We start from the raw sequence: 19,184 nt of genomic DNA on the forward strand, positions 1-19,184 counted from the left end.
CTGACGCAGGGTCACCCGCCGCGCAGCTTCCGCTCCCCGACCCGGATGTTGCGCAGCGCCCCTTCGGCCTGTCCGTGCAGACCGCAGGCCCGGAGCACCGCCACGGCCTCCCGGCTGACGGCGATGCCCTCGCGCGCCTCGCCGAGGTCCGTCAGGACCGCGCCGAGCATGAACAGGGCCGTGCCCTCGGTCTCGCGCGCCCCCAGGGCCCGGGCGAGGTCGACCGCCCGCCGCCACTCCGGGGTCGCCTCGACGTAGCGGCCGGCTCCCAGCAGGGCCTTGCCGAGCGCCATCCGGGCGTCGAGTTCGTACCGGGGGTCGGCGAGCGGGTCGGCGAAGAGAGTGGCGGCCCGACGGCAGGGTTCGACCGCCCGGTGCCACCGCTCGGTCCGGAGCAGCATCTCGCCGGCGTTGCGCCAGGCCGTCGCGGCGGTGCGGAGGTCGCCCGCGGCCTGGTACGACGCGGCGGCCTCGGCGAAGGCCGCGGCGGCCGGTTCCTGCTGCCCGCCGTGGTTGAGCGCGGCGCCGTACTCGAACCAGGCGATCGCCCGGAGCGGGTCGCCGGGCTCCAGCGGCACCGCCGTGGCCCGACCGGCGGCGGCGAGGCGCCCCTCGGCCCGTCCGGCCTCCCGGTGGGCCAGGGCGAGCAGGATCAGCCCCTTGGCCTCCCCGGGCCGGTCGCCGATCGCCCGGTGGACGGCGACGATCCGGTCCGCGGCCTCGGCCACGGCGTCGTACCGCTGGAGCTCCTGGAGCGCGGTGCACCGGTTGAGCAGGGCCGACCCCTCGCGCCGGAGGTCACCGAGCTCGCGCATCAGGTCGGCGCAGCGGCCGTTGACCGCCGCGGCCTCCTCGAAGTGCCGGCCGTCCGCCAGGGCGGTGCCGAGAGCGTAGAGGGCCGAACCCTCCCCCAGCCGGTTGCCGACCGCCGCGTAGAGCCCGACGGCCCGGCGGGCGCCGCCGATCGCCTCCTCCCGGCGGCCCGCCCGCAGGCGGGCGTCGGTCAGCCGGACCAGCGCGCGGGCCTCGTCGCCCGCGTCGCCCGCGTCGCCCGCGTCGCCCGCGTCGCGTGCGGCGCGGTGGGCGGCCGCGGCATGCTCCAGCACCTCGGCGGCCTCGTCCGGCCGGCCGAGCCGGGTGAGGGCCTCGTGCACCCGGCCGAGCGCCAGTCCCTCGCGCGCGTGCTCGCCCGACTCCCGCAGCAGCGCCGCCGCCTGACGGCCCGTCACGACCGCGTCGGTGAGCCGCCCCGACTCCACCATGGCGCCGGTGAGGCCGAGCAGGGCCCCGGCCTCGGTCGACCGGTCGGCCAGCTGCCGGCTGAGGTGCAGGGCGCGCTCGAAGGCGGTGACGGCCTCCGCGCTCCGGTGCCGGGCGAAGCAGGCGACGCCGAGCCCGTAGGACGCGGCCTGCTCCTGGCGGTGGTCGCCGAGCTCAGCCCACAGCCGGGCGGCCTCACCCCACGGCTCGACGGCCTCCTGCGGCCGGCCCGACCGCTCCAGCGCCCGGCCCAGGTTGTGCCAGGCCGCCGCCAGGTGGCCGGGCTCCTCCGGCCGCGCCGGGCCGCTCAGCGCCGCGGCCGCCTCGCGGCAGAGCGGGAGGGCTTCGGCGACCCGGCCCGCCTCCAGGAGGACCGCGCCGTACTGGGAGAGCGCCACGGCCTCCAACTCCCGGTCGTCGTCCGCGCGGCAGCGGGCGAGCAGCCGCTCGGCGAGGGGGAGGGCCTCGTCCAGGCTCCCCGCGGTGGCCAGGACGGCGCAGAGGGTGAGCGAGCACCGCCGGGCCCGGCGGTGCTCACCGGCCACCTCGTAGAGCTCCGCCGCGCGTCGCAGCGCGGTGGTCGCCTCGGCGAACCGCCCGGTGCGGGAGAGCGCCGTCCCCAGGGTGTGCCGGGCGTCGACCTCGTGCAGGGTGTCGCCGCTGTCCTCGTACTCCCGCCGGCCCGTGCGCTCGTAGAGGTCGGCGGCCCGCTCCAGGGCGAGGACCGCCTCCTCGTTCCGGCCCAGCCCGAGGAGGGTCGCGCCGCGGATGTAGAACGGCTCGCCCCGCTCGCGGCCGAGCTCCGCGTCGAGGGCGCAGGCGGAGTCGGCCGCCTCGAGCGCCTCCGCGTGGCGCCCGGCGCGTCGCAGGTGGTCCGCCAGGTTCGTCAGTGCCAGGGCCGTGAAGTCCCGGGGACGCACGCCGTGGGAGAGCGCGAGGGCGCGTCGGCCGACGGCGACGGCCTCCTCGTACCGGCGGGCCTCGGCCAGCGCGGTACCCAGGTTGACCAGGGCGGCGGCCTCCACCACGTGCTCGTCCCGCCCGGCGTGGAGCTCGACGGCCTGACGGGCCGCCTCGACGCGTTCCTCGGGCGGGGCGAGCGGAAGGGCGCTCAGGTTCATGAGCATGTGCGCCTCGTCGGCCGGTGCGCCGGACTCGCCGTACAGCGCGGCCAACCGCCGTAGCACGCCGGTGAGTTCCCAGGGAGCCTGGCCGCCGGTGCCGATCGCCTGGTAGAGGTCCGCGGCCTCGCGCAGCACCGTGACGGCCTCGTCCCGCCGGCCGAGCTCGGCCAGCCTGTCGCCGTGGGCCTCCAGGGCCCGGCCCAGCCCGCGCCGGTGGATCGCCGGATCGGTGTCGGCCAGCTCCCTGGCCAGGGCCGCCGCCTCCTCCGCCGCGGCCAGCGCCGGTCCGGCGGTGCGGTCCCCGGACGCGGCCCGGCGGGGGAGCGTCGCGCTCAGGTGGACCAGGGAGGTCACCAGGTGCGGCCGGTGGACGGCCGGGTTGGTGCCGGCCAGCTGCCGGAACAGGCCGACCGCCTCCTGCGCCGCCCCGACGGCCAGGTCCCGTCGGCCGGCTTCCAGGCGGACCTGGCCGAGACCGCTCAACGCCCTTGCCAGATCGGCGAGATGGTCGCCGGGGCGGCGGCGGGCCAGCCCGCGCAGTACGGTCACCGCCTCCTCCGCCGCCAGGACGGCCTCCTCCCGTCGGCCCTGCCGCAGGCGCAGGAGGCCCAGCCCGCCGAGGGCCCGGGCGAGGTGGGCCGACTGCCGTTCGGGGTCCTCGGCCGCCAGCTCCCGGCGCAGCGCCGCCGCCTCCTCGGCGGCGTGCAGGGCCGCGCCGGCCCGGCCGCCGTCGGAGTACCGCGCCGCGAGGTCCGTCAACGACGAGGCCAGGGACGGGCGGTGGCCCGGGTCCTGCTCGGCCAGCTCGCGCAGCAGGGCGGTGGCGGCCCGGGACTGGGAGACCGCCTCGGACCAACGGCCGTGCCGGGCAAGGGCGTTGCCGAGCGCGGTCAGCGAACCGGCCAGCGGGGCCCGGTGCCGGGGGTCGTGCCCGGCCAACCGCCGGTCGATCCGGGCGGCCTCCTCCGCCGCCGCCAGCGCGGGCCCCCACCGGCCGACGTTGGTCCGGCGCCTGCTCAAGGCCCCGTACAGGGCGGCCCGTTCGGCCGGATCGGCGCCGCCGGCGAGGCGGTGCGCGGTCAGCCGCTCGACCACGGCCAGCGCCCCGGCGTCCAGGTCGACGTGCGCGTCCTCGGGCAGGAGCGGCTCCACCCGCTCCAGCACGGCGAGCAGCACCGGATCGGCGGGATGGTCGTCGTCGGGGCTGCCGGCGGTGCCGATGGCGGCCAGACCGGTCAGGGCCGCGCTGCCCGCCCGCAGCGCGAGCTCGGGCCGCTCGCGCAGCAGGGGGAAGAGCACGGTGCCGCCCACGTGCGGCCACCGGTCGGCCGCGGCGGCCAGGAAGGCGACGGCGCGGGGCGTGCAGAAGAGCGTGGACCCGTCGGTGAGCAGCCGCTCGGGGACGGCGGTGGCCCACGGGTCCGGGGGAGAGCCGGTGACGGGGTGGCCGGGCAGCAGGAGGGCGAGGAAGTCCTCGGCCAGCCGGTCGGGCAGCAGCGGCTCCAGCGCGGTGCCCGGATCGGCGGGCGGGTAGCAGACGGCGTGGTCGGCCAGGGCCCGGTCGACGGGCACCCCGGGAGCGGCCCGCTCCAGCACGGTCGCGGCCCTGGCTCGGGGGACGGCCCCGGAGAGGATCGCCGTGAACACGGTGCGCGCCATCGCCCGGTCGGACGTCCCGTAGTCCAGGCCCCGCCCGGCGTTCTCCTGGAGCTGGCCCCAGTTCTCGCGCTCGCGGTCCAGCAGGTAGGCGGTGAGCCCGACCATGCCCGCCGGGGGAGTGCGGCCCCGGGCGGTCGCGTCCACCGCGACCAGGGCGGCCATGTGCAGGGCCAGCGTCAGCCCGAAGTCGGCCTGGTGCAGGGCCCCCGGCGGCCGGACCTCGGCCGGGTCGCCGAGCTCGGGGTAGTGACGGACGAAGCCGTCCCTGGCCGCGTCGAACATCGCGGCGCGGTGGTCCCCGTCGTCGGCGAGCGGCGGCAGCAGCTGGTCGGAGGTGTCGATGCCCTCCCGGAGCCGGTCCAACTTGCCCCGCAGCGCGGGCCACTGGCCCGCCGACCGGCCGATCAGCAGCACCCGCGCGGGGACCGGCTGCCGGAACACCATGTTGTGGAACAGCCAGCTCAGGTCGGACAGCGGCCACCGGTCGGCGTAGTCGACCAGCACCAGCAGCCCGCTGCTCCGGTCGAGCCGCAGGTCCTGCCCGCCCTCGGCCCGCGGATGGGTGTCCGTCCCGTGGACGGCCTCCGCCACCACCCAGCCCGCCCGCTCGGACTCCTCGGCCAGCCGCCCTGCCAGCCGGGTCTTGCCCTGGCCGCCCTCCCCGTGCAGCCACCGCACCGCGAACCTCGGCCCGGTGTCCCGCCACGCCCGTAGCTCCTCCAACTCGGCGCCGCGGCCGGTGAAGTCGACGACCTCGGCCCGTGCGTCCAGCAGCCGGCTGGGCTGCGACCTGAGCCTGGCCGGGGCGGGGCCGGGCCCGCCCCGGCGGCGCAGCAGCCGGTAGACGGGGGTGCCGTCCCCGAACACGTGGACATCGGCGCCGACGGCACCGTAGGCGAATCCGCCCTCGGTGCGCACCAGTTGGACCTGCCGCCGGTCGGCCGGGAGGCCGTCGGCGGGGCCCGGACCGGTGCCCGCCCCGCTCACGCCCCGGCCCGCCCGCCGTCCTCGGCGTCCCCGCCCTCGTCCGCGGGCGGGACCTCGCGTCCGCGGACGCCCTGGTGGTGGATGACGTTCCCGCCCTGGGCGGCGTAGACGGTGCCGCCGTCGCGGGCCACGATCGTCTGCACCCAGCCCTGGCGCTCCCGGGGCAGCGCCTCGCGGAGCGCACCGAGCAGGTCGATCAGCTCCGGCGCGGCCTCGGGGCAGTCCCGGAGCAGACGGACGAGCCTGCGCCGCCAGACGGGCACCATGTCCTGACGGACCCCGTCCTGCTCCTCCGGGTCCGCGTCCAGGACGAGCTCCTGGTCGGCGTCCAACTGCGTCTCCGCGCCGGCCCCGTGGCCCGGGCCCAGCCGTCCGAACATGGCGGCTATCCTCGCGCGCGCCACGCCGAACGCGCCCGTGGCGAGGGCGCCGGCGAGCACGACGGCGCCCTCCTCGGCCAGACCTCCGAGTTCGCTGACCGTGGTCGGGAGATTGGTCATCACTGCCCCCTTGACTGTGTACCGGCGACGCCAGCCTACAAGTGACGGTCCGTCAGCCGACGGCGGGCGGGGTGGAACGGTCAGCGCGCGGCCCGGCCGGGGGTCAGGCGGTGGCGGTCCGGTTGCCGGCCTCGTCGCAGGGGAGCTTGGCGGCCGGGTCGTGGGCGAGGAGGTCGCGGTGGGCCTGGCGTTCGACTTCGGTGATGGCCTCGGGTTTGACGTCGATGATGCCGCCGAAGGGGCGGTCGACGTCGCGGATCAGGACCAGGGTGGTGGTGAGCAGGCAGGTGATCAGGGCGAGGGTGAGGACCTGGCCGCGGTTGTCGCGCCGGGGCAGGCAGATGCCGAGGGCGACGACGGTGACGGTGAGGGTGGCGAGCAGGAACCACAGGACGGCGGAGGGGATGTTGGGGGAGGCCTGGGTGAGGCGTTCGTCGCGTTCGTCGGAGCGCTTGTTGTCGGCGGAGACGAGCATGCCGAAGACGGACTGGCCCTGGAGCTGGGCGAAGGTCTGCCGGAGGTCACCGCTCCAGGCGTTGGGGGCGGTGGAGCCGTGGCCGTCGCCCATGGCGGGCCACTCCTGTTCGCGGACGGCGCGGGCGTAGCAGACGCAGTCGGCCTGGATGCGGTCGCGTTGGGCGGCGGGGGCGTACTCGGCGGTCTCGACCAGCTGGTCCAGGGCGCGGGCTTCGCCGCGGGAGGCGACCTCGGCCTTGCCGTAGGAGCCGTTGGCGGTGACCAGGACGAAGGCGAGCAGCAGGACGGTGAGGGTGAGGAGAGGGCCGACGAGGTCCTTGACGGCCATGCCGGTGCCGTCGTCCTCCTTCAGCAGCAGCGGGCGCAGGAAACGGTTGGCCGCCAGGCCCAGGAGCAGGGCGCAGGCGGCGACGGCGATGACCAGGACCACGGGCGGCACCTTCGGCGTGTGGGCGGCTCCCGCGGGGCGGGGCGGGCACCGCGATCATCGCCCCGGCACCGGCGTACGTCCGGCAACCGGTCCGAGCGGGTACGAACCAAGCCTCGGGGATCCCACGGACGGAGCAACGGTCGGCCCCCGCCCCCGCCCCCGCCGGGCGGTGGCGGGGGCGCCGGGGTGTGAAGCGATCGGGACCGGGTAGCCGGGCGGAATGCTGAGTCTGGGAGTGGAAGAGGAGTACCTGCTGGTCGACCCGCGCGACTGCGCGCCGGTGCCGCGGGCCGCCGAGGTGCTGGCCACGGCCGGGTCGGCGCCCGCGCTGCGTGAGCAGGAGGCGCAGCACGAGCTGCTGCGGGCGCAGGTGGAGACGGCCACACCGGTGTGCGGGGAGCTGGCGGAGGTGGGGCGGCACCTGGCGCGGGTGCGGGCGGGCCTGAGCGCGGCGGCGGCCCGGCACGGCTGCCGGGTGGTGGCGGTGGGGGCGGCGCCGTTCGAGGCGGACGAACCGGTGGGGGTGACGGATTCGGAGCGCTACCGGCGGGCGGAGCGTCAGGCGCCGCTGCTGGTGGACGACCTGCTCCTGAACGGGATGCACGTGCACGTCGGGGTGGCGGACGAGGAGGAGCGAGTGGCGGTGCTCAACCGCCTGCGGCCCTGGCTCCCGGTGCTGGTCGCGATGGCCGCGAACTCGCCGTTCCGGGGCGGGGTGGACAGCCGCTTCGCCAGCTGGCGCACCGTCGGGTTTGACCGGTGGGCGGTCAGCGGACCGCCCCCGCACTTCGCGGACGCGGCCGACCACCGGGCGCGGCTGCGGGCCCTGGAGGAGGCGGAGGTGATCGCCGACCGGGGGCAGCTGTACTGGCACGCCCGGCTCTCCGCCCGCTACCCCACCGTCGAAGTCCGGGCGGCGGACGTGCAGTTGACGGCCACCGACGCCGAGCTGTTCGCGGGGGTGGTCCGCGGGCTGGCCGCCGCCGGGCTGCTCGCCGCCCGGGCCGGACGGCGGTGGCCGGCCCCGCACGGGGAGTTGCTGAGCGCCATGACCTGGCACGCGGCCCGCACCGGCCTGGCCGGATCGCTGGTCTCGCCCGTCACCGGTCGGGCCCGTCCGGCGGCGGAGGTGGTGGACGAACTGTGGGAGCACGCGGCCCCCGGCCTGGCCGCGGCCGGGGACACCGAGCTGGTGGCCGGCCTGTGGCACGACTTCGCCCGCGAGGGCAACGGCGCCGAGCGCCAGCGCCGCTGGTTCGCGGCGGGCGGGCGGCCGGGGCTGACGGAGGGTCTGCTGGCGAGCACGATGGCTCCCGGCCCGGGGTCGCCGGTCGGTTGAAGCAGGGGCTGGTGAGTGCGGAGGGCGGCGTGGGCGATCACGGAGGGCGCCCCGCCCGGGGAGCCGGCTCCCCGGGCGGGGCGGGGGTCAGCCGAGGGTGGCGAGGTGGTCGCGCAGGCCCGCTCCGAAGGCGGTCGGGGTGCCGTCGTAGGAGGTGATGAGGGCCGGGCCGGTGGTGCAGTTCCAGGTGTTCCAGGTCCAGCCGAGGTAGGAGACGCGGCGGGCGTCCAGCCAGGCCATCACCTGGTCGATGAAGCCGTGGGCGCAGTCGTTCTCGCCGATCTCACCGGCCATCAGCGGCACCCGGGCCGCCACCGGGGCCAGCGTCGCGTCCCAACAGGCGCTGGTGGAGCAGGTGTTGAAGTTGTAGACGTGCCAGGCCGCGCCCAGGTTGCCGGTCGGGTCGGTGGGCTTGTGGGCGAGCCACTGGCCGAGGTCGTTGGAGTAGGCGAGGCCGCCGAGCAGGATGACGTTGGCGGCGCCGGTCGCCCGGACGGCGTCGACCAGGGACTGCATGCCGCTGACGGGGTAGCCGATGCCGGGGCACTGCCCGTCGCGCCAGCAGAGCCAGCCCTGGGCGAGGGAGGACTCGGAGCGGTCGGGGTAGGGCTCGTTGAAGAGGTCGAGGACGACCGAGGGGTCGCCCTTGAAGGTCTCCGCCACCGAGTTCCAGAACGGCACCGCGTCGGCGCCCGGCATCGGCTTCTGGCAGGTGGCGTTCAGATCGGCGCAGCCGGCCGAGTTGCCGGTGTACTGGCCGCGGCTCCAGTGGAGTTCGACGATCGGGGTGAGCCCGGCGGTGCGCAGGTCGTTCACCCAAGTCCTGATCGTGGAGCGGTAGTTGGCGCCCGCGTACTCGGGCTTGACGTTGGGCTTGCCGAGCCAGCAGTCCTCGTTGAGCGGCACCCGGACGGTGTTGACGCCCTTCCAGCTCTTGATTGCGGCGATGGCGGCGGCGTCGACCGGGCCGTCGAAGAAGCCGTAGCCCTGGACGCACATGTACTCGGTGCCGGAGCGGTTCACCCCGTGCAGGACGTACGGGGTGCCGGCGGGGGTGACCAGGGTGTTGCCGGAGACCTTGAGCGCCGGGGCGGCGCCGCCCGGAGCCGTTGGACTCGGCGAGGGCGAGGGCGAGGGCGAGGAGGACGGGGATGGGGACGGGGACGGGGACGGGGACGGGGAAGACGGTGATCCGGTGCAGGGGGTGCCGTTGACGGTGAAGGCGGTGGGGGCCGTGTTGGTGCCGCTGTAGGCGAAGTTGGCCCCGGCGGTGGCGTTGCCGCCGGCCGGGATGGTGGTGGCCCAGGCGGGTGCGGTGACGGTGACGGTCTTGCCGCTCTGGGACCAGGTGCCGTTCCAACCGGTGCCGGAGAGGGTCTGGTTGCCGGTGTAGGCGTAGCCCAGCGTCCAGCCGTTGACCGGGGCGGTGCCGAGGTTGGTGACCTTGACGTTGGCGGTGAAGCCGGAACCCCAGTCGTTGACGGAGTAGTCCACCGTGCAGGCGGTGGCGGCGGCCGAGGAGGACGCGGCGATCGGGCCGAGCAGGGCGGCGGTGGCGGCGATCGCGGCACCGAGGGCGAGTACGGAGTGGCGCAGGGACATGTCCCGCTCCTAAGCGAACTGACGGAGTGTTTGGGCGCGCTCCCACAGGCCCGCCCTGAAAGGTAGCCAGCAATCGACGAGTTGCCAACACCCCTTGCTGCACAGTCTCTTGACACTCCGGTCGGCTCTCCTGATTCTTGGGAGCGCTCCCACAGTTTCGCGTCACGCCATCCCCCACCCACAGGAGCCACGCATGCCACCCCCGACCACCCGGCTGCCCGCCCTCGGCGCGGCCCTCGTGCTGCTCGCCGCCGGCCTCGCCACCGCCGTCGCCGCCCCCGCACCCGCCTCGGCGGCCACCCTCCAGTGCGGCGTCGACTACTCCGTCAATGACTGGGGTTCCGGCTTCACCGCCAACGTCAAGGTCACCAACCTCGGCACCGCCCCGGTCAACGGCTGGACGCTGGGCTACGCCTACACCGGCAACCAGACCCTCTCCGGCACCGGTTGGAACGGCACCTGGTCCCAGAGCGGCAAGACCGTCACCGTCACCGCACCCGCCTGGGCCACCACCATCCCGGCCGGCGGCAACGCCACCGCCGGGGCCAACTTCGCCTACAGCGGCACCAACACGGCCCCCACCGCCTTCACCGTCAACGGCACCCCCTGCACCGGAGCCCACCAGCCCCCGATCACCACCCTCACCAGCCCCGCCCCCGGCGCGAGTTACCAGGCCGGCGCCGCCGTCCCGCTCGCGGCCACCGCGACCGCGAGCGACGGGGCGACGATCGGCAAGGTGGAGTTCTACGACGACACCATCCTGCTCGCCACCGACACCACGGCGCCGTACTCCTTCAGTTGGACCGGCGCCGCCTCCGGCAGCCACTCCGTCCACGCCAAGGCGTACGACTCCACCGGTGCGAGCAGCGAGTCCGCCCCGGCGGGCATCACCGTCGCCGCCGGGCCGTCCGTCAGCGCCACCCCGGCCAGCCTCTCGGTGACCCAGGGCGGCACGGGCTCCATCGCGGTCAAGCTCTCCGCCCAGCCGTCGGCCGACGTCACCGTGACCACCGCCCGGACCTCCGGCAACACCGGACTGTCCGTCAGCGGCGGCGCGAGCCTGACCTTCACGCCCGCCACCTGGGCCACGGCGCAGACCGTGACGGTCGCCGCCGACGCCGCCTCCACCGGCTCGGCCACCTTCACCGCGACGGCCGGCGGCCACACCGCCGCCACCGTCACGGTCACCGAACTGGCCGCCGGGACGGGCGTGTACAACGACCGCTTCCTCCAGCTCTACGCCAAGCTCAAGGACCCGGCCAACGGGTACTTCTCGCCCGAGGGCATCCCCTACCACTCGGTGGAGACCCTGCTGGTCGAGGCGCCGGACCACGGCCACCAGACCACCTCGGAGGCGTACAGCTACCTGCTCTGGCTGGAGGCCCAGTACGGCCGGATCAGCAAGGACTGGTCCAAGTTCAACGCGGCGTGGACGCTCATGGAGACGTACATGATCCCCACCCACGCGGACCAGCCGACCAACGGCTCCTACAACGCCTCCAAGCCCGCCACCTACGCCCCCGAGATGCCGCTGCCGTCCGACTACCCGGCGCCGCTGAACACCTCGGTGACGGCGGGTCAGGACCCGCTCGCGGCCGAGCTGGCCGGCGCCTACGGCACCAGTGACATCTACGGCATGCACTGGCTCCAGGACGTCGACAACGTCTACGGCTACGGCAACGCGCCCGGCAAGTGCGAGGCCGGGCCGGGCGACACCGGGCCCTCGTACATCAACACCTACCAGCGCGGGGCCCAGGAGTCGGTCTGGGAGACCGTCCCGCAGCCGACCTGCGACCGCTTCGCCTACGGCGGCAGGAACGGCTACCTGGACCTGTTCGTCAAGGACAGCTCCTACGCCAAGCAGTGGAAGTTCACCGACGCCCCCGACGCGGACGCCCGCGCCGTGCAGGCGGCCTACTGGGCCGACACCTGGGCCAAGGCCCAGGGCAACGGCGGCCAGGTCGCGGCCACCGTGGCCAAGGCCGGCAAGATGGGCGACTACCTGCGGTACTCCTTCTTCGACAAGTACTTCAAGAAGATCGGGAACTGCGTCGGCGCCGCCACCTGCCCGGCCGGCACCGGCAAGGACTCCTCGCACTACCTGCTCTCCTGGTACTACGCCTGGGGCGGGGCGTACGACACCTCGGCCGGCTGGGCCTGGCGGATCGGCGACGGCGCCGCGCACGGCGGCTACCAGAACCCGATGGCCGCCTACGCCCTGGTCAACGACCCGGCGCTGGCCCCCAAGTCGGCCACCGGCAAGGCGGACTGGGCCACCAGCCTGACCCGGCAGGTGGAGTTCGTCCAGTGGCTGCAGTCCAGCGAGGGCGCCATCGCCGGCGGCGCGACCAACAGCTGGGAGGGCAGCTACGCCACCCCGCCCGCGGGCACGCCGACCTTCTACGGGATGTACTACGACGAGGCGCCGGTCTACCACGACCCGCCGAGCAACCAGTGGTTCGGCTTCCAGACCTGGGGCCTGGAGCGGGTCGCCGAGTACTACTACGCCAGCGGTGACGCCAAGGCCAAGGCCGTCCTGGACAAGTGGGTCACCTGGGCGCTCGGCAAGACCACCTTCAACGCCGACGGCACCTACCGGATCCCGTCCACGCTCTCCTGGAGCGGCAAGCCGGACACCTGGAACGCCGCCGCGCCCGGCGCCAACACCGGCCTGCACGTCAGCGTCGTCGACTACACCAACGACGTCGGGGTGGCCGGTTCCTACGCCAAGCTGCTCTCCTACTACGCGGCCAAGTCCGGCAACGCGGCGGCCAAGTCGGCGGCGCAGAAGCTGCTGGACGGCATGTGGAGCCACCACCAGGACGCCAAGGGCATCTCGGTGCCGGAGACCCGGACGGACTACAGCCGCTTCAAGGACGCGGTCTCGGTGCCCTCCGGCTGGACCGGCACCATGCCCAACGGCGACCCGGTGAACGCCAACTCCACGTTCCTGTCGATCCGTTCCTTCTACAGGAACGACCCCGACTTCGCCAAGGTCCAGGCCTACCTGGACGGCGGCCCGGCCCCGGTCTTCAGCTACCACCGGTTCTGGGCCCAGGCGGACGTCGCCACCGCGATGGCCACCTACGGCGAACTCTTCGGCTGAGCAACCCCGTTGCGGCCCCGTCCCGCCGGTCCGGCGGGACGGGGCTCGCGGCCGGCTCAGACCTTCGGCGAGAGGCCGAGGTTCACGCCGTTGGCGGCCCCGACCGAGTCCACGGCGGCGGTCTGCGAGAGGGTCTTCCCGAAGCAGACCGACCAGGAGTTCGCCCCGACGCCGGACGAGGAACACACCCAACTGCCGAGCGAGGCGGAGGAGTTGTAGAGGTCCATGGCCGCCTGCACCGAGAACAGGCTCGACCGGTTGTTCCGGACGATCACGGCGGCCTGCACGGCGCCCCCGCCCGCCGACCTGATCGCGCAGACCTGGGCGAGCACGTCGGTGGCGATCGTCTTGCTGCCGGCGCAGTGCCAGGTGCTGGAGCTGGAGGTGATGGGGTTGGTGTTGCCGTAGGCGCGCCAACTGCCGCTGTCGGCGGCCGCCGCGGGCCCGGCGGACACCAGGCCCAGGCCGAGAGCGGCGGCGGCGACGGTCATCGGTGCTGCGGCGGTCCGTGCGAAGCGCATGTGGTTCTCCTTCGAGGGTTCTCCGGAAACTCCCATGGTTACCGTACGACCTGATTCTCCGTCATGGCTCGGAATGGTCACAACTCCGGTGCAGTGAAGGCCCGGTGGAGGCGGTCGCGGGTGCTCTGCGGCGGGCCGCCAGGGCGAGCAGGGCGCCGGTGGCGAAGGCCGCTGCCGCGATCGCCGCCGACCGGCGCAGGCCGGTGGTGAAGTCGCCCGCGGTGGCGGCGAAGGTCCCGAAGAGCGCCACGCCGACCGCGCTGCCGACCTGCCGGGAGACGTTGAGCACGGCGGTGGCCACGCCCACGCCCACGCCCGAAGCCGGGGCGGACTCGACGACGGCGGCGACGAGGGCGAGGGCCGTCACGGTCTGGCCGAGCCCGGTCGTGGTCAGGGCGAAGAGCAGGGCGGGGTAGGGGGTGCCGGGTCCGGCGGCCAGCCAGCCGAGGAAGCCGGCGGCGCCGAGGAGCAGGCCGGCGACCATCGGGACGTACGGCCCGGTGCGGGCGGCGATGCGGCCGAACAGCGGGGCGGCCACCAGGCCCATCGCCGCCGAGGGCAGCAGGGCCAGGCCGGTGCCCAGGGCACCGAGGTGACGCTCCTGCTGGAAGTAGAGGCCGGCCAGGAAGAGCATGCCGTAGTAGCCGAAGCTGATCAGCATCCCGATCACCGTGGTCGAGGCGAAGGCGCGGGAGCGGAACACGGACGGCCTCAGCAGGGGCACGCGGGCGGTCCGGCCGTCCGCCGAACTGGCTTCCAGCGTCCGTTCCACCAGGACGAACGCCACCAGGGCCGCGGCGCCGGTACCGAGGGCGGACAGCGTGAAGGACGACGTCCAGCCGCGCGAACCCGCCTCGTTGAGGCCACTGGCCACCCCGAGCAGGCCGAGCACGGCGAGGACCTGGCCCACCGGGTCCGCCCGGCTCCGCCGCGGCCGGGGCGCCCGGGCCGGTGCCGGGAAGTGACGCAGGGTCAGCAGCGCGGCCAGCACCCCGAACGGCAGGTTCAGCCAGAACACCGCACGCCAGTTCGCGGCCGCCACCAGCAGCCCGCCGACCGCGGGCCCGGCGCCGAAGGCGACCGCCGCGACGGCGCCCCAGACGGCGACCGCCCGGGCCCGTAGCGCGCGGCCGGGAAAGGTGGCCTGGAGCAGGGCCAGCGAGGCGGGCACCAGCAGCGCCGCACCGGTGCCCTGGCCGAGCCGTCCGGCGATCAGCGCGGCGGCGGAGCCGGCCAGGCCGCAGCACGCGGAGGCGGCGGTGAACAGCCCCACCCCGGCCAGGAAGACCCGGCGTGGCCCGAACCGGTCGGCGAGGCCGCCGCCGAGCAGCAGCAGCGCGGCGAAGACGGTGCTGTAGCCGTCGACGATCCACTGGAGCGCGGAGGCGCCGGTGCCCAGCGAGGCCCGGACGGCGGGGACCGCCACGTTGACGGCGGTGACGTCGAGCATCACCAGGAAGTAGCCGAGGCTGAGGGCGATCAGCGGCGCGAGGGCGAGACGGCCCGCCCCGGCGGGCTCCTCTCCGGACGGACAGGCGGATGGACGGGCGGACGAGTGGGCGGGGCTGCGGCGGGTCGTCGCGGGGGTCATGGCACGAGCATCGGCTCCGGACGCTTCGTCACCGGGCGAAGTGTCGCCGTCCTAGGGTGGGGAGGTGCCGAACACCAGCCGCGGCCCCGCCGGGCCGCTCAAGCGCCAGACCGACATCGCCCGCGCCGCCGCCCTCATCGCGGACCCGTCGCGGGCCGGCATCCTCAAGTGCCTGGCCGACGGACGGCCGCTGGCGGCGAGCGCCCTGGCCGAGGAGGCGGGCATCGGCGCCGCGACCGCCAGCGCGCACCTGGCCAAGCTCGTCGAGGGCGGACTCCTCACCGTCGAACGGCGGGGTCGGTACCGGCTCTACCGGCTCGCCGGGCCGGACGTCAGCGCCGCCCTGGAGTGCCTGGCCGTGATCGCCCCGCCGCTGGCCATCACCTCGCTCCGGCAGAGCAGCCGCGCCAACGCCCTGCACCGGGGCCGCTCCTGCTACGACCACCTGGCCGGCCGGCTCGGCGTCGCCCTGATGACCGGCCTGCTGGAGCGCGGGGCGCTCACCGGCCACGACGGCGTGCACCGGCCCGAGCGGGCCGTCCACGACCGGCCGTCCTCCTACGGACGCGACGTCCACTACGCCCTCACCCCGGCCGGCCGCACCCTGCTCGCCCGGCTCGGCGTCGACACGGACGCCCTGCCGCCGCGCCGCCCCGCGATCCGCTACTGCGTCGACTGGAGCGAACACCAGCACCACCTGGCCGGAGCCCTCGGGGCGGCCCTGACCGCGCGTCTGTTCGCCCTGGACTGGGTCCGCCGGGGCACCGCCCCGAGGGTCGTCCACCTCACCGGCCCGGGCGCCCAGGGGCTGGAGCGTGCCCTCGGGGTCGTGGTGGCGGAGTAGGGAACCCGAACGGAACGGCGGTCGGTCAGGCGCCGGCACCGCCGAGGACGGACTCGAGCCGGTGCAGTGCGGCGAGGACGGGGGCGGTGCCGTCCTCGTGGCGGAGGCGTTCGGCGAGGAGCGCGGCGCGCCGGCGGTAGGCGGGTTCGCCGGTCGCGGCGGTGAGGGCGGTGGCGAGGGCACCCGGGGAGTCGAGCCGTTTCAGGGGGACGGCGGCGGGCGAGACGCCGAGGGCGGTGAGGCGCGAGGCCCAGAACGCGCCGTCGAACCAGACGGGGACCGGCACGGCCGGCACGCCCGCGCGCAGGCCCGCCGCGGTGGTGCCGGCGCCGGCGTGGTGGACGACGGCGGCCATCCGCGGGAAGAGCAGGCCGTGCGGCGCCTCACCGATCGTCAGCATGTCGTCGCCCTCGGCGTGCAGGCCGCTCCAGCCGGACTGGATCACGCCGCGCAGTCCGGCCCGGCGCAGCGCGGCCACGATCAGCGCACTGACGCGGCCGGGGTCCGGGACGGTCGGACTGCCGAGGCCGACGAACACCGGGGCCGGCCCCGCCTCGATGAACCGCTCGACCTCCGGCGGGAGTCCGGCGGCCGGAGGGGTGTACGGCCACCAGTAGCCGCTGACCGACAGACCCGGCCGCCAGTCGGGCGGGCGGGCCACCACGAGGGGGCTGAAGCCGTGGTGGACGGGCCAGTCCGGGGGCTCGCGGTGCGGGCCGCGGGCCGGGAACCGGCGCCGGGGAACGCCGAGTTCGCGCTGGACGTGGCGGGCGGCCCCGGCGAACACCGCCTCCAGGGCCAGGTTCACCGCCTGCCCCGCGAGCTGGTTGCCCACCGCCCCGCAGGACCGGGTGCCCGTGACGGGCGGAGGGAACTCCCGGGTGGGGGAGATGGGTTGGAGGTACACGCCGCGGCTGGGCAGGCCGAGCCCGTCGGCGATGGCACGGCCCAGCGGGGCCACGGAGCCGGACAGCAGGAGCACGTCGCTGCCGCGCGCCGCCTCCAGCATCCCGGGCACCATGTCGCCGACCAGGCGCCGGATCATCCTCAGGACGTGGGCCAGCTTGCCCGGCCCGCTGCGGCTGTCGAGCAGCCGCCGGCCGGCCTCGGACCGCAGGAGGGACTGGGGGTCGAGCGGCAGCCCGTGGAATCCGAGCCCGGCCTCGCGGGCCGGCCCCTCGAAGGACGCGTGGGTGACGAGCGTGACCCGGTGGCCCGCCCGCGCCAGCCCGTGCCCCAGTCCGGTGAAGGGCGCGACGTCACCACGTGAGCCGGCCGTGATCAGCGCAACACGCATGGTGGCCAGTATGGCGCCCCGGGACCGCCGGGGCGGCCACGACGGGCCGGGGCCGGGTGACGGCCCGTCAGACGATCAGCGGGAGCGGGTGGATCTCGTCGGCGAGGTGTCCGGCACGCTCGTGGATCCGCTGGACCGCCTCCTTGGAGGGCGCCTCGGACAGGCAGTAGACGACGCCCGCCTCCGGGTCGGCCCAGGCCTGCTCGAAGTGGACACTCTCCTCGGCCTGGATCGCCAGGTCGGCCATGTGGGCCGCCCGCAGGTCCTCCTCCGTGATGCCGACCATGTTGTGGTGCACGTCCATGAACTTCGTCATCGCCCACACACCTCCGGGAGCGGGTACCGGCGGCCCGGCTCGTGCCGAGCCGCTCCACCTCCAGGCTGCGCCGAACGCCCCCGCGCGCAACAGGACCGCGCGCAACACCCCCGCGCAACGGGACCGCCGGCCGGGGCGCGGGAGTGCCCGCCGGCGTCAGGCCGGGTGGCCGGGTTCGATGCCGGCCACCTCGCGGTAGGAGAGGAGGCGGTTGGCGCCCTCGCGGACCCTGGTGGCGAGGGGCTCCAGGAGGTGGCCGGTGTGGTCGCCCCAGTCGGCGCGGTCGAGGACCCGAGCGGCGAAGCGCGCGGGGGCGTCGGTGAGCAGGGGGACTCCCTCCGGGCCGGGCTCCCACCGGACGGCGGCGAACTTGTCCACCTCGTCGCCGGTGCGCCCGCCGAAGAGCTCGGCCAGGGCCCGGCCGCCGGGTCGGCGGGAGTCGAGCAGGTGGACGGCGAGCACCGGGGCGTGCAGGGCGATCCGGTGGGTGTGGTTCACCTTCGAGATCCAGACCGTGAAACGGGCCGGGTCGATCGAGTTCTGGCCGCCGAAGCCGACCAGGCAGCCCGCCCGCTCGCCCCCGGCGGCGGCCGTGACCACGTACACGGGGTAGTCCAGCAGGTCGAGGAAGTCCTCGAAGCGGTTCATGGTCCGTCAGCTCCTCCGGGCAGCGGGTCGTCGGGGTGTCCGCCGGGTCAGCCACCGAGGAGGCGGCGCAGGCGGTGGGGCACGGTGAGGCGGTCGCGGCGGGCGACGGTCTCGCGGTCGAGCTCCTCCATCAGGCGGCGGGAGCGGTGTTCGAGGTCGAGCTCGTCCAGGACGCGGTCGAGCTCGGCGAGCAGCGCGCCGTGCAACTGCCAGGCGTGCGGGTGGCGTTGGACGCGTGCCAGCAGGAGGTTGGCGACGTTGTCGCGGACGGCGTGGGCGGCGGCGAGTTCGCCGGCGAGGCGCAGCTCGGCGGCCTCGGCGTTGCGGCTGACCTGGGTGGTGACCAGGACCGAGAAGCTGACCAGGGCGTCGCCGACGTGGCCGAGCAGCTCGCCGAGGGCGAGCGCTTCGTCCGGCGGGAAGAGCTCCTCGTCCTCGCCGCGGCGCTTGGCCAGGTCGGTGAGCGAGCGGGCCAGCACCCGGATGACCACGACGCAGATCTCCAGCGTGTCCAGGCCGGTGCGCAGCACCAGCCGGGAGAGCACGCCCTCGGAGATGCGCGGGTTGAGCCGGAGGCTGTCCTCGGCCTGGCGGAGCGCGGCGTCCACCTCCGCGATGGCCTGGTCCAGCGCCCTGGCCTCGTGCAGCCGGGCCGCCGCCCGGGCCACCGGCGTCGGGCGCGGGAGCTGCTCGGCGATGCCGAGCAGGAGGTGCCGGGCGCGCCGGGCCAGGTCCTCGATCGACTCGCCCGCGGTGTCCACCCAGACCGGCGGCGCGAACAGCAGGTTGAACGCCAGCCCGACCACGGCGCCGATCAGGGTCTCCAGCACCCGGTCCCAGGCCTGGGCCGCCAGCTGGCTCACCCCGAGGACCAGCATCGCGCTGATCGCGACCTCGTTCACGAACTCGCCGACCCGGACGAACTGACCGATGATCAGCGAGGTCAGGATGACCAGCCCCAGGCTCCACCAGCTCAGCCCCGTGACAGCGCTGAACGCGATGGCGATCAGCACCCCGACCACGACGGAGTTCACCCGCCGGACACTGGTGGTCAGCGTCGAGTAGACCGTCACCTGGACCACCAGGAGGGCGGTCAGCGGAGCGGTGAGCGGCGCGGGGGAGGTGTGCAGGGCGACGGCGGCGGCGTAGGAGAGGGTGGCCGCCAGGGTGGCGCGCACGGTGAGGTGCACCACCGGGTCGCGGAGGTGCCGGCGCAGGTTCGGGGGCGCGGTCGCTCGTACATCGGCCATTCTCCGCGTGTGTCCCGCCGAGGGCCGGGTCATCCCTCCGGCGAGTCGTCGCGGGCCGGTCGCGCGGGACCCGACGCGGGGCGGACGGACCGTCAGGTTTGAGGTCTGCGAACGGGGTGAGACGGAGTGGCGGGTGCAGGAACCGCCCGCCGATCCCTCCGGCGGGCCGTCCGGCCCGTCGCGCAGACCCGGCCGCCGCAGGCAACCCCCCCCGCCCGGCGGCCGGGGTCTGC

Annotated in this window: 13 protein-coding genes; 3 read left to right on the top strand and 10 right to left on the bottom strand. The window is 75.4% G+C overall.

Features of this window, described 5'->3' with window-relative positions:
- Positions 1-11: 11 nt before the first annotated feature.
- The 3 genes from ACIA8O_RS25000 to ACIA8O_RS25010 all read right to left on the bottom strand — a co-directional run bounded on the left by ACIA8O_RS25000 (position 12) and on the right by ACIA8O_RS25010 (position 6,437).
- The gene (locus ACIA8O_RS25000; protein ID WP_396296187.1) at positions 12-5,030 is read right to left on the bottom strand and encodes a tetratricopeptide repeat protein; all 5,019 of its coding nucleotides are present in this window, start codon (positions 5,028-5,030) and stop codon (positions 12-14) included.
- On the bottom strand, positions 5,027-5,530 hold the full coding sequence (locus tag ACIA8O_RS25005) for a hypothetical protein (RefSeq protein WP_396296188.1): 504 nt from the start codon (positions 5,528-5,530) through the stop codon (positions 5,027-5,029). The genes ACIA8O_RS25000 and ACIA8O_RS25005 overlap by 4 nt, the downstream gene beginning before the upstream one ends.
- 103 nt (positions 5,531-5,633) lie before the next feature.
- A complete protein-coding gene (locus ACIA8O_RS25010) occupies positions 5,634-6,437 on the bottom strand; it encodes a hypothetical protein (protein ID WP_396296189.1) in 804 nt (267 codons plus the stop codon).
- A 220-nt stretch (positions 6,438-6,657) separates the two neighbouring features.
- Between ACIA8O_RS25010 and ACIA8O_RS25015 the strand changes: the two genes are divergently transcribed.
- Complete coding sequence (locus ACIA8O_RS25015) at positions 6,658-7,776, top strand: glutamate--cysteine ligase (protein ID WP_396296190.1); 1,119 nt, start codon at positions 6,658-6,660, stop codon at positions 7,774-7,776.
- Positions 7,777-7,863: 87 nt separating this feature from the next.
- Here the strand turns inward: ACIA8O_RS25015 and ACIA8O_RS25020 are convergent, their stop codons facing one another.
- Positions 7,864-9,378, bottom strand: coding sequence for a cellulose binding domain-containing protein (locus ACIA8O_RS25020; RefSeq protein ID WP_396296191.1), 1,515 nt, complete (start codon positions 9,376-9,378; stop codon positions 7,864-7,866).
- Positions 9,379-9,571: 193 nt separating this feature from the next.
- Between ACIA8O_RS25020 and ACIA8O_RS25025 the strand changes: the two genes are divergently transcribed.
- Complete coding sequence (locus ACIA8O_RS25025; protein WP_396296192.1) at positions 9,572-12,484, top strand: glycoside hydrolase family 48 protein; 2,913 nt, start codon at positions 9,572-9,574, stop codon at positions 12,482-12,484.
- Positions 12,485-12,540: 56 nt separating this feature from the next.
- Here ACIA8O_RS25025 and ACIA8O_RS25030 read toward each other — a convergent pair whose 3' ends face one another.
- A complete protein-coding gene (locus ACIA8O_RS25030; RefSeq protein ID WP_396296193.1) occupies positions 12,541-13,005 on the bottom strand; it encodes a hypothetical protein in 465 nt (154 codons plus the stop codon).
- 61 nt (positions 13,006-13,066) lie between these two features.
- On the bottom strand, positions 13,067-14,596 hold the full coding sequence (locus tag ACIA8O_RS25035; protein ID WP_396296194.1) for a DHA2 family efflux MFS transporter permease subunit: 1,530 nt from the start codon (positions 14,594-14,596) through the stop codon (positions 13,067-13,069).
- 64 nt (positions 14,597-14,660) lie between these two features.
- Between ACIA8O_RS25035 and ACIA8O_RS25040 the strand changes: the two genes are divergently transcribed.
- Complete coding sequence (locus ACIA8O_RS25040; protein ID WP_396296195.1) at positions 14,661-15,440, top strand: winged helix-turn-helix domain-containing protein; 780 nt, start codon at positions 14,661-14,663, stop codon at positions 15,438-15,440.
- A 25-nt stretch (positions 15,441-15,465) separates the two neighbouring features.
- Here ACIA8O_RS25040 and ACIA8O_RS25045 read toward each other — a convergent pair whose 3' ends face one another.
- The 4 genes from ACIA8O_RS25045 to ACIA8O_RS25060 all read right to left on the bottom strand — a co-directional run bounded on the left by ACIA8O_RS25045 (position 15,466) and on the right by ACIA8O_RS25060 (position 18,951).
- Positions 15,466-16,737, bottom strand: coding sequence for a glycosyltransferase (locus tag ACIA8O_RS25045; RefSeq protein WP_396296196.1), 1,272 nt, complete (start codon positions 16,735-16,737; stop codon positions 15,466-15,468).
- Between the two features lie 67 nt (positions 16,738-16,804).
- The gene (locus ACIA8O_RS25050) at positions 16,805-17,053 is read right to left on the bottom strand and encodes an SCO4226 family nickel-binding protein (RefSeq protein ID WP_396296197.1); all 249 of its coding nucleotides are present in this window, start codon (positions 17,051-17,053) and stop codon (positions 16,805-16,807) included.
- Positions 17,054-17,209: 156 nt separating this feature from the next.
- Complete coding sequence (locus ACIA8O_RS25055) at positions 17,210-17,701, bottom strand: flavin reductase family protein (protein WP_396296198.1); 492 nt, start codon at positions 17,699-17,701, stop codon at positions 17,210-17,212.
- A 47-nt stretch (positions 17,702-17,748) separates the two neighbouring features.
- Positions 17,749-18,951, bottom strand: coding sequence for an aromatic acid exporter family protein (locus ACIA8O_RS25060; protein ID WP_396296199.1), 1,203 nt, complete (start codon positions 18,949-18,951; stop codon positions 17,749-17,751).
- Positions 18,952-19,184: the final 233 nt, after the last annotated feature.

Source organism: Kitasatospora sp. NPDC051853 (genome assembly GCF_044452665.1).
GTDB lineage: Bacteria > Actinomycetota > Actinomycetes > Streptomycetales > Streptomycetaceae > Kitasatospora.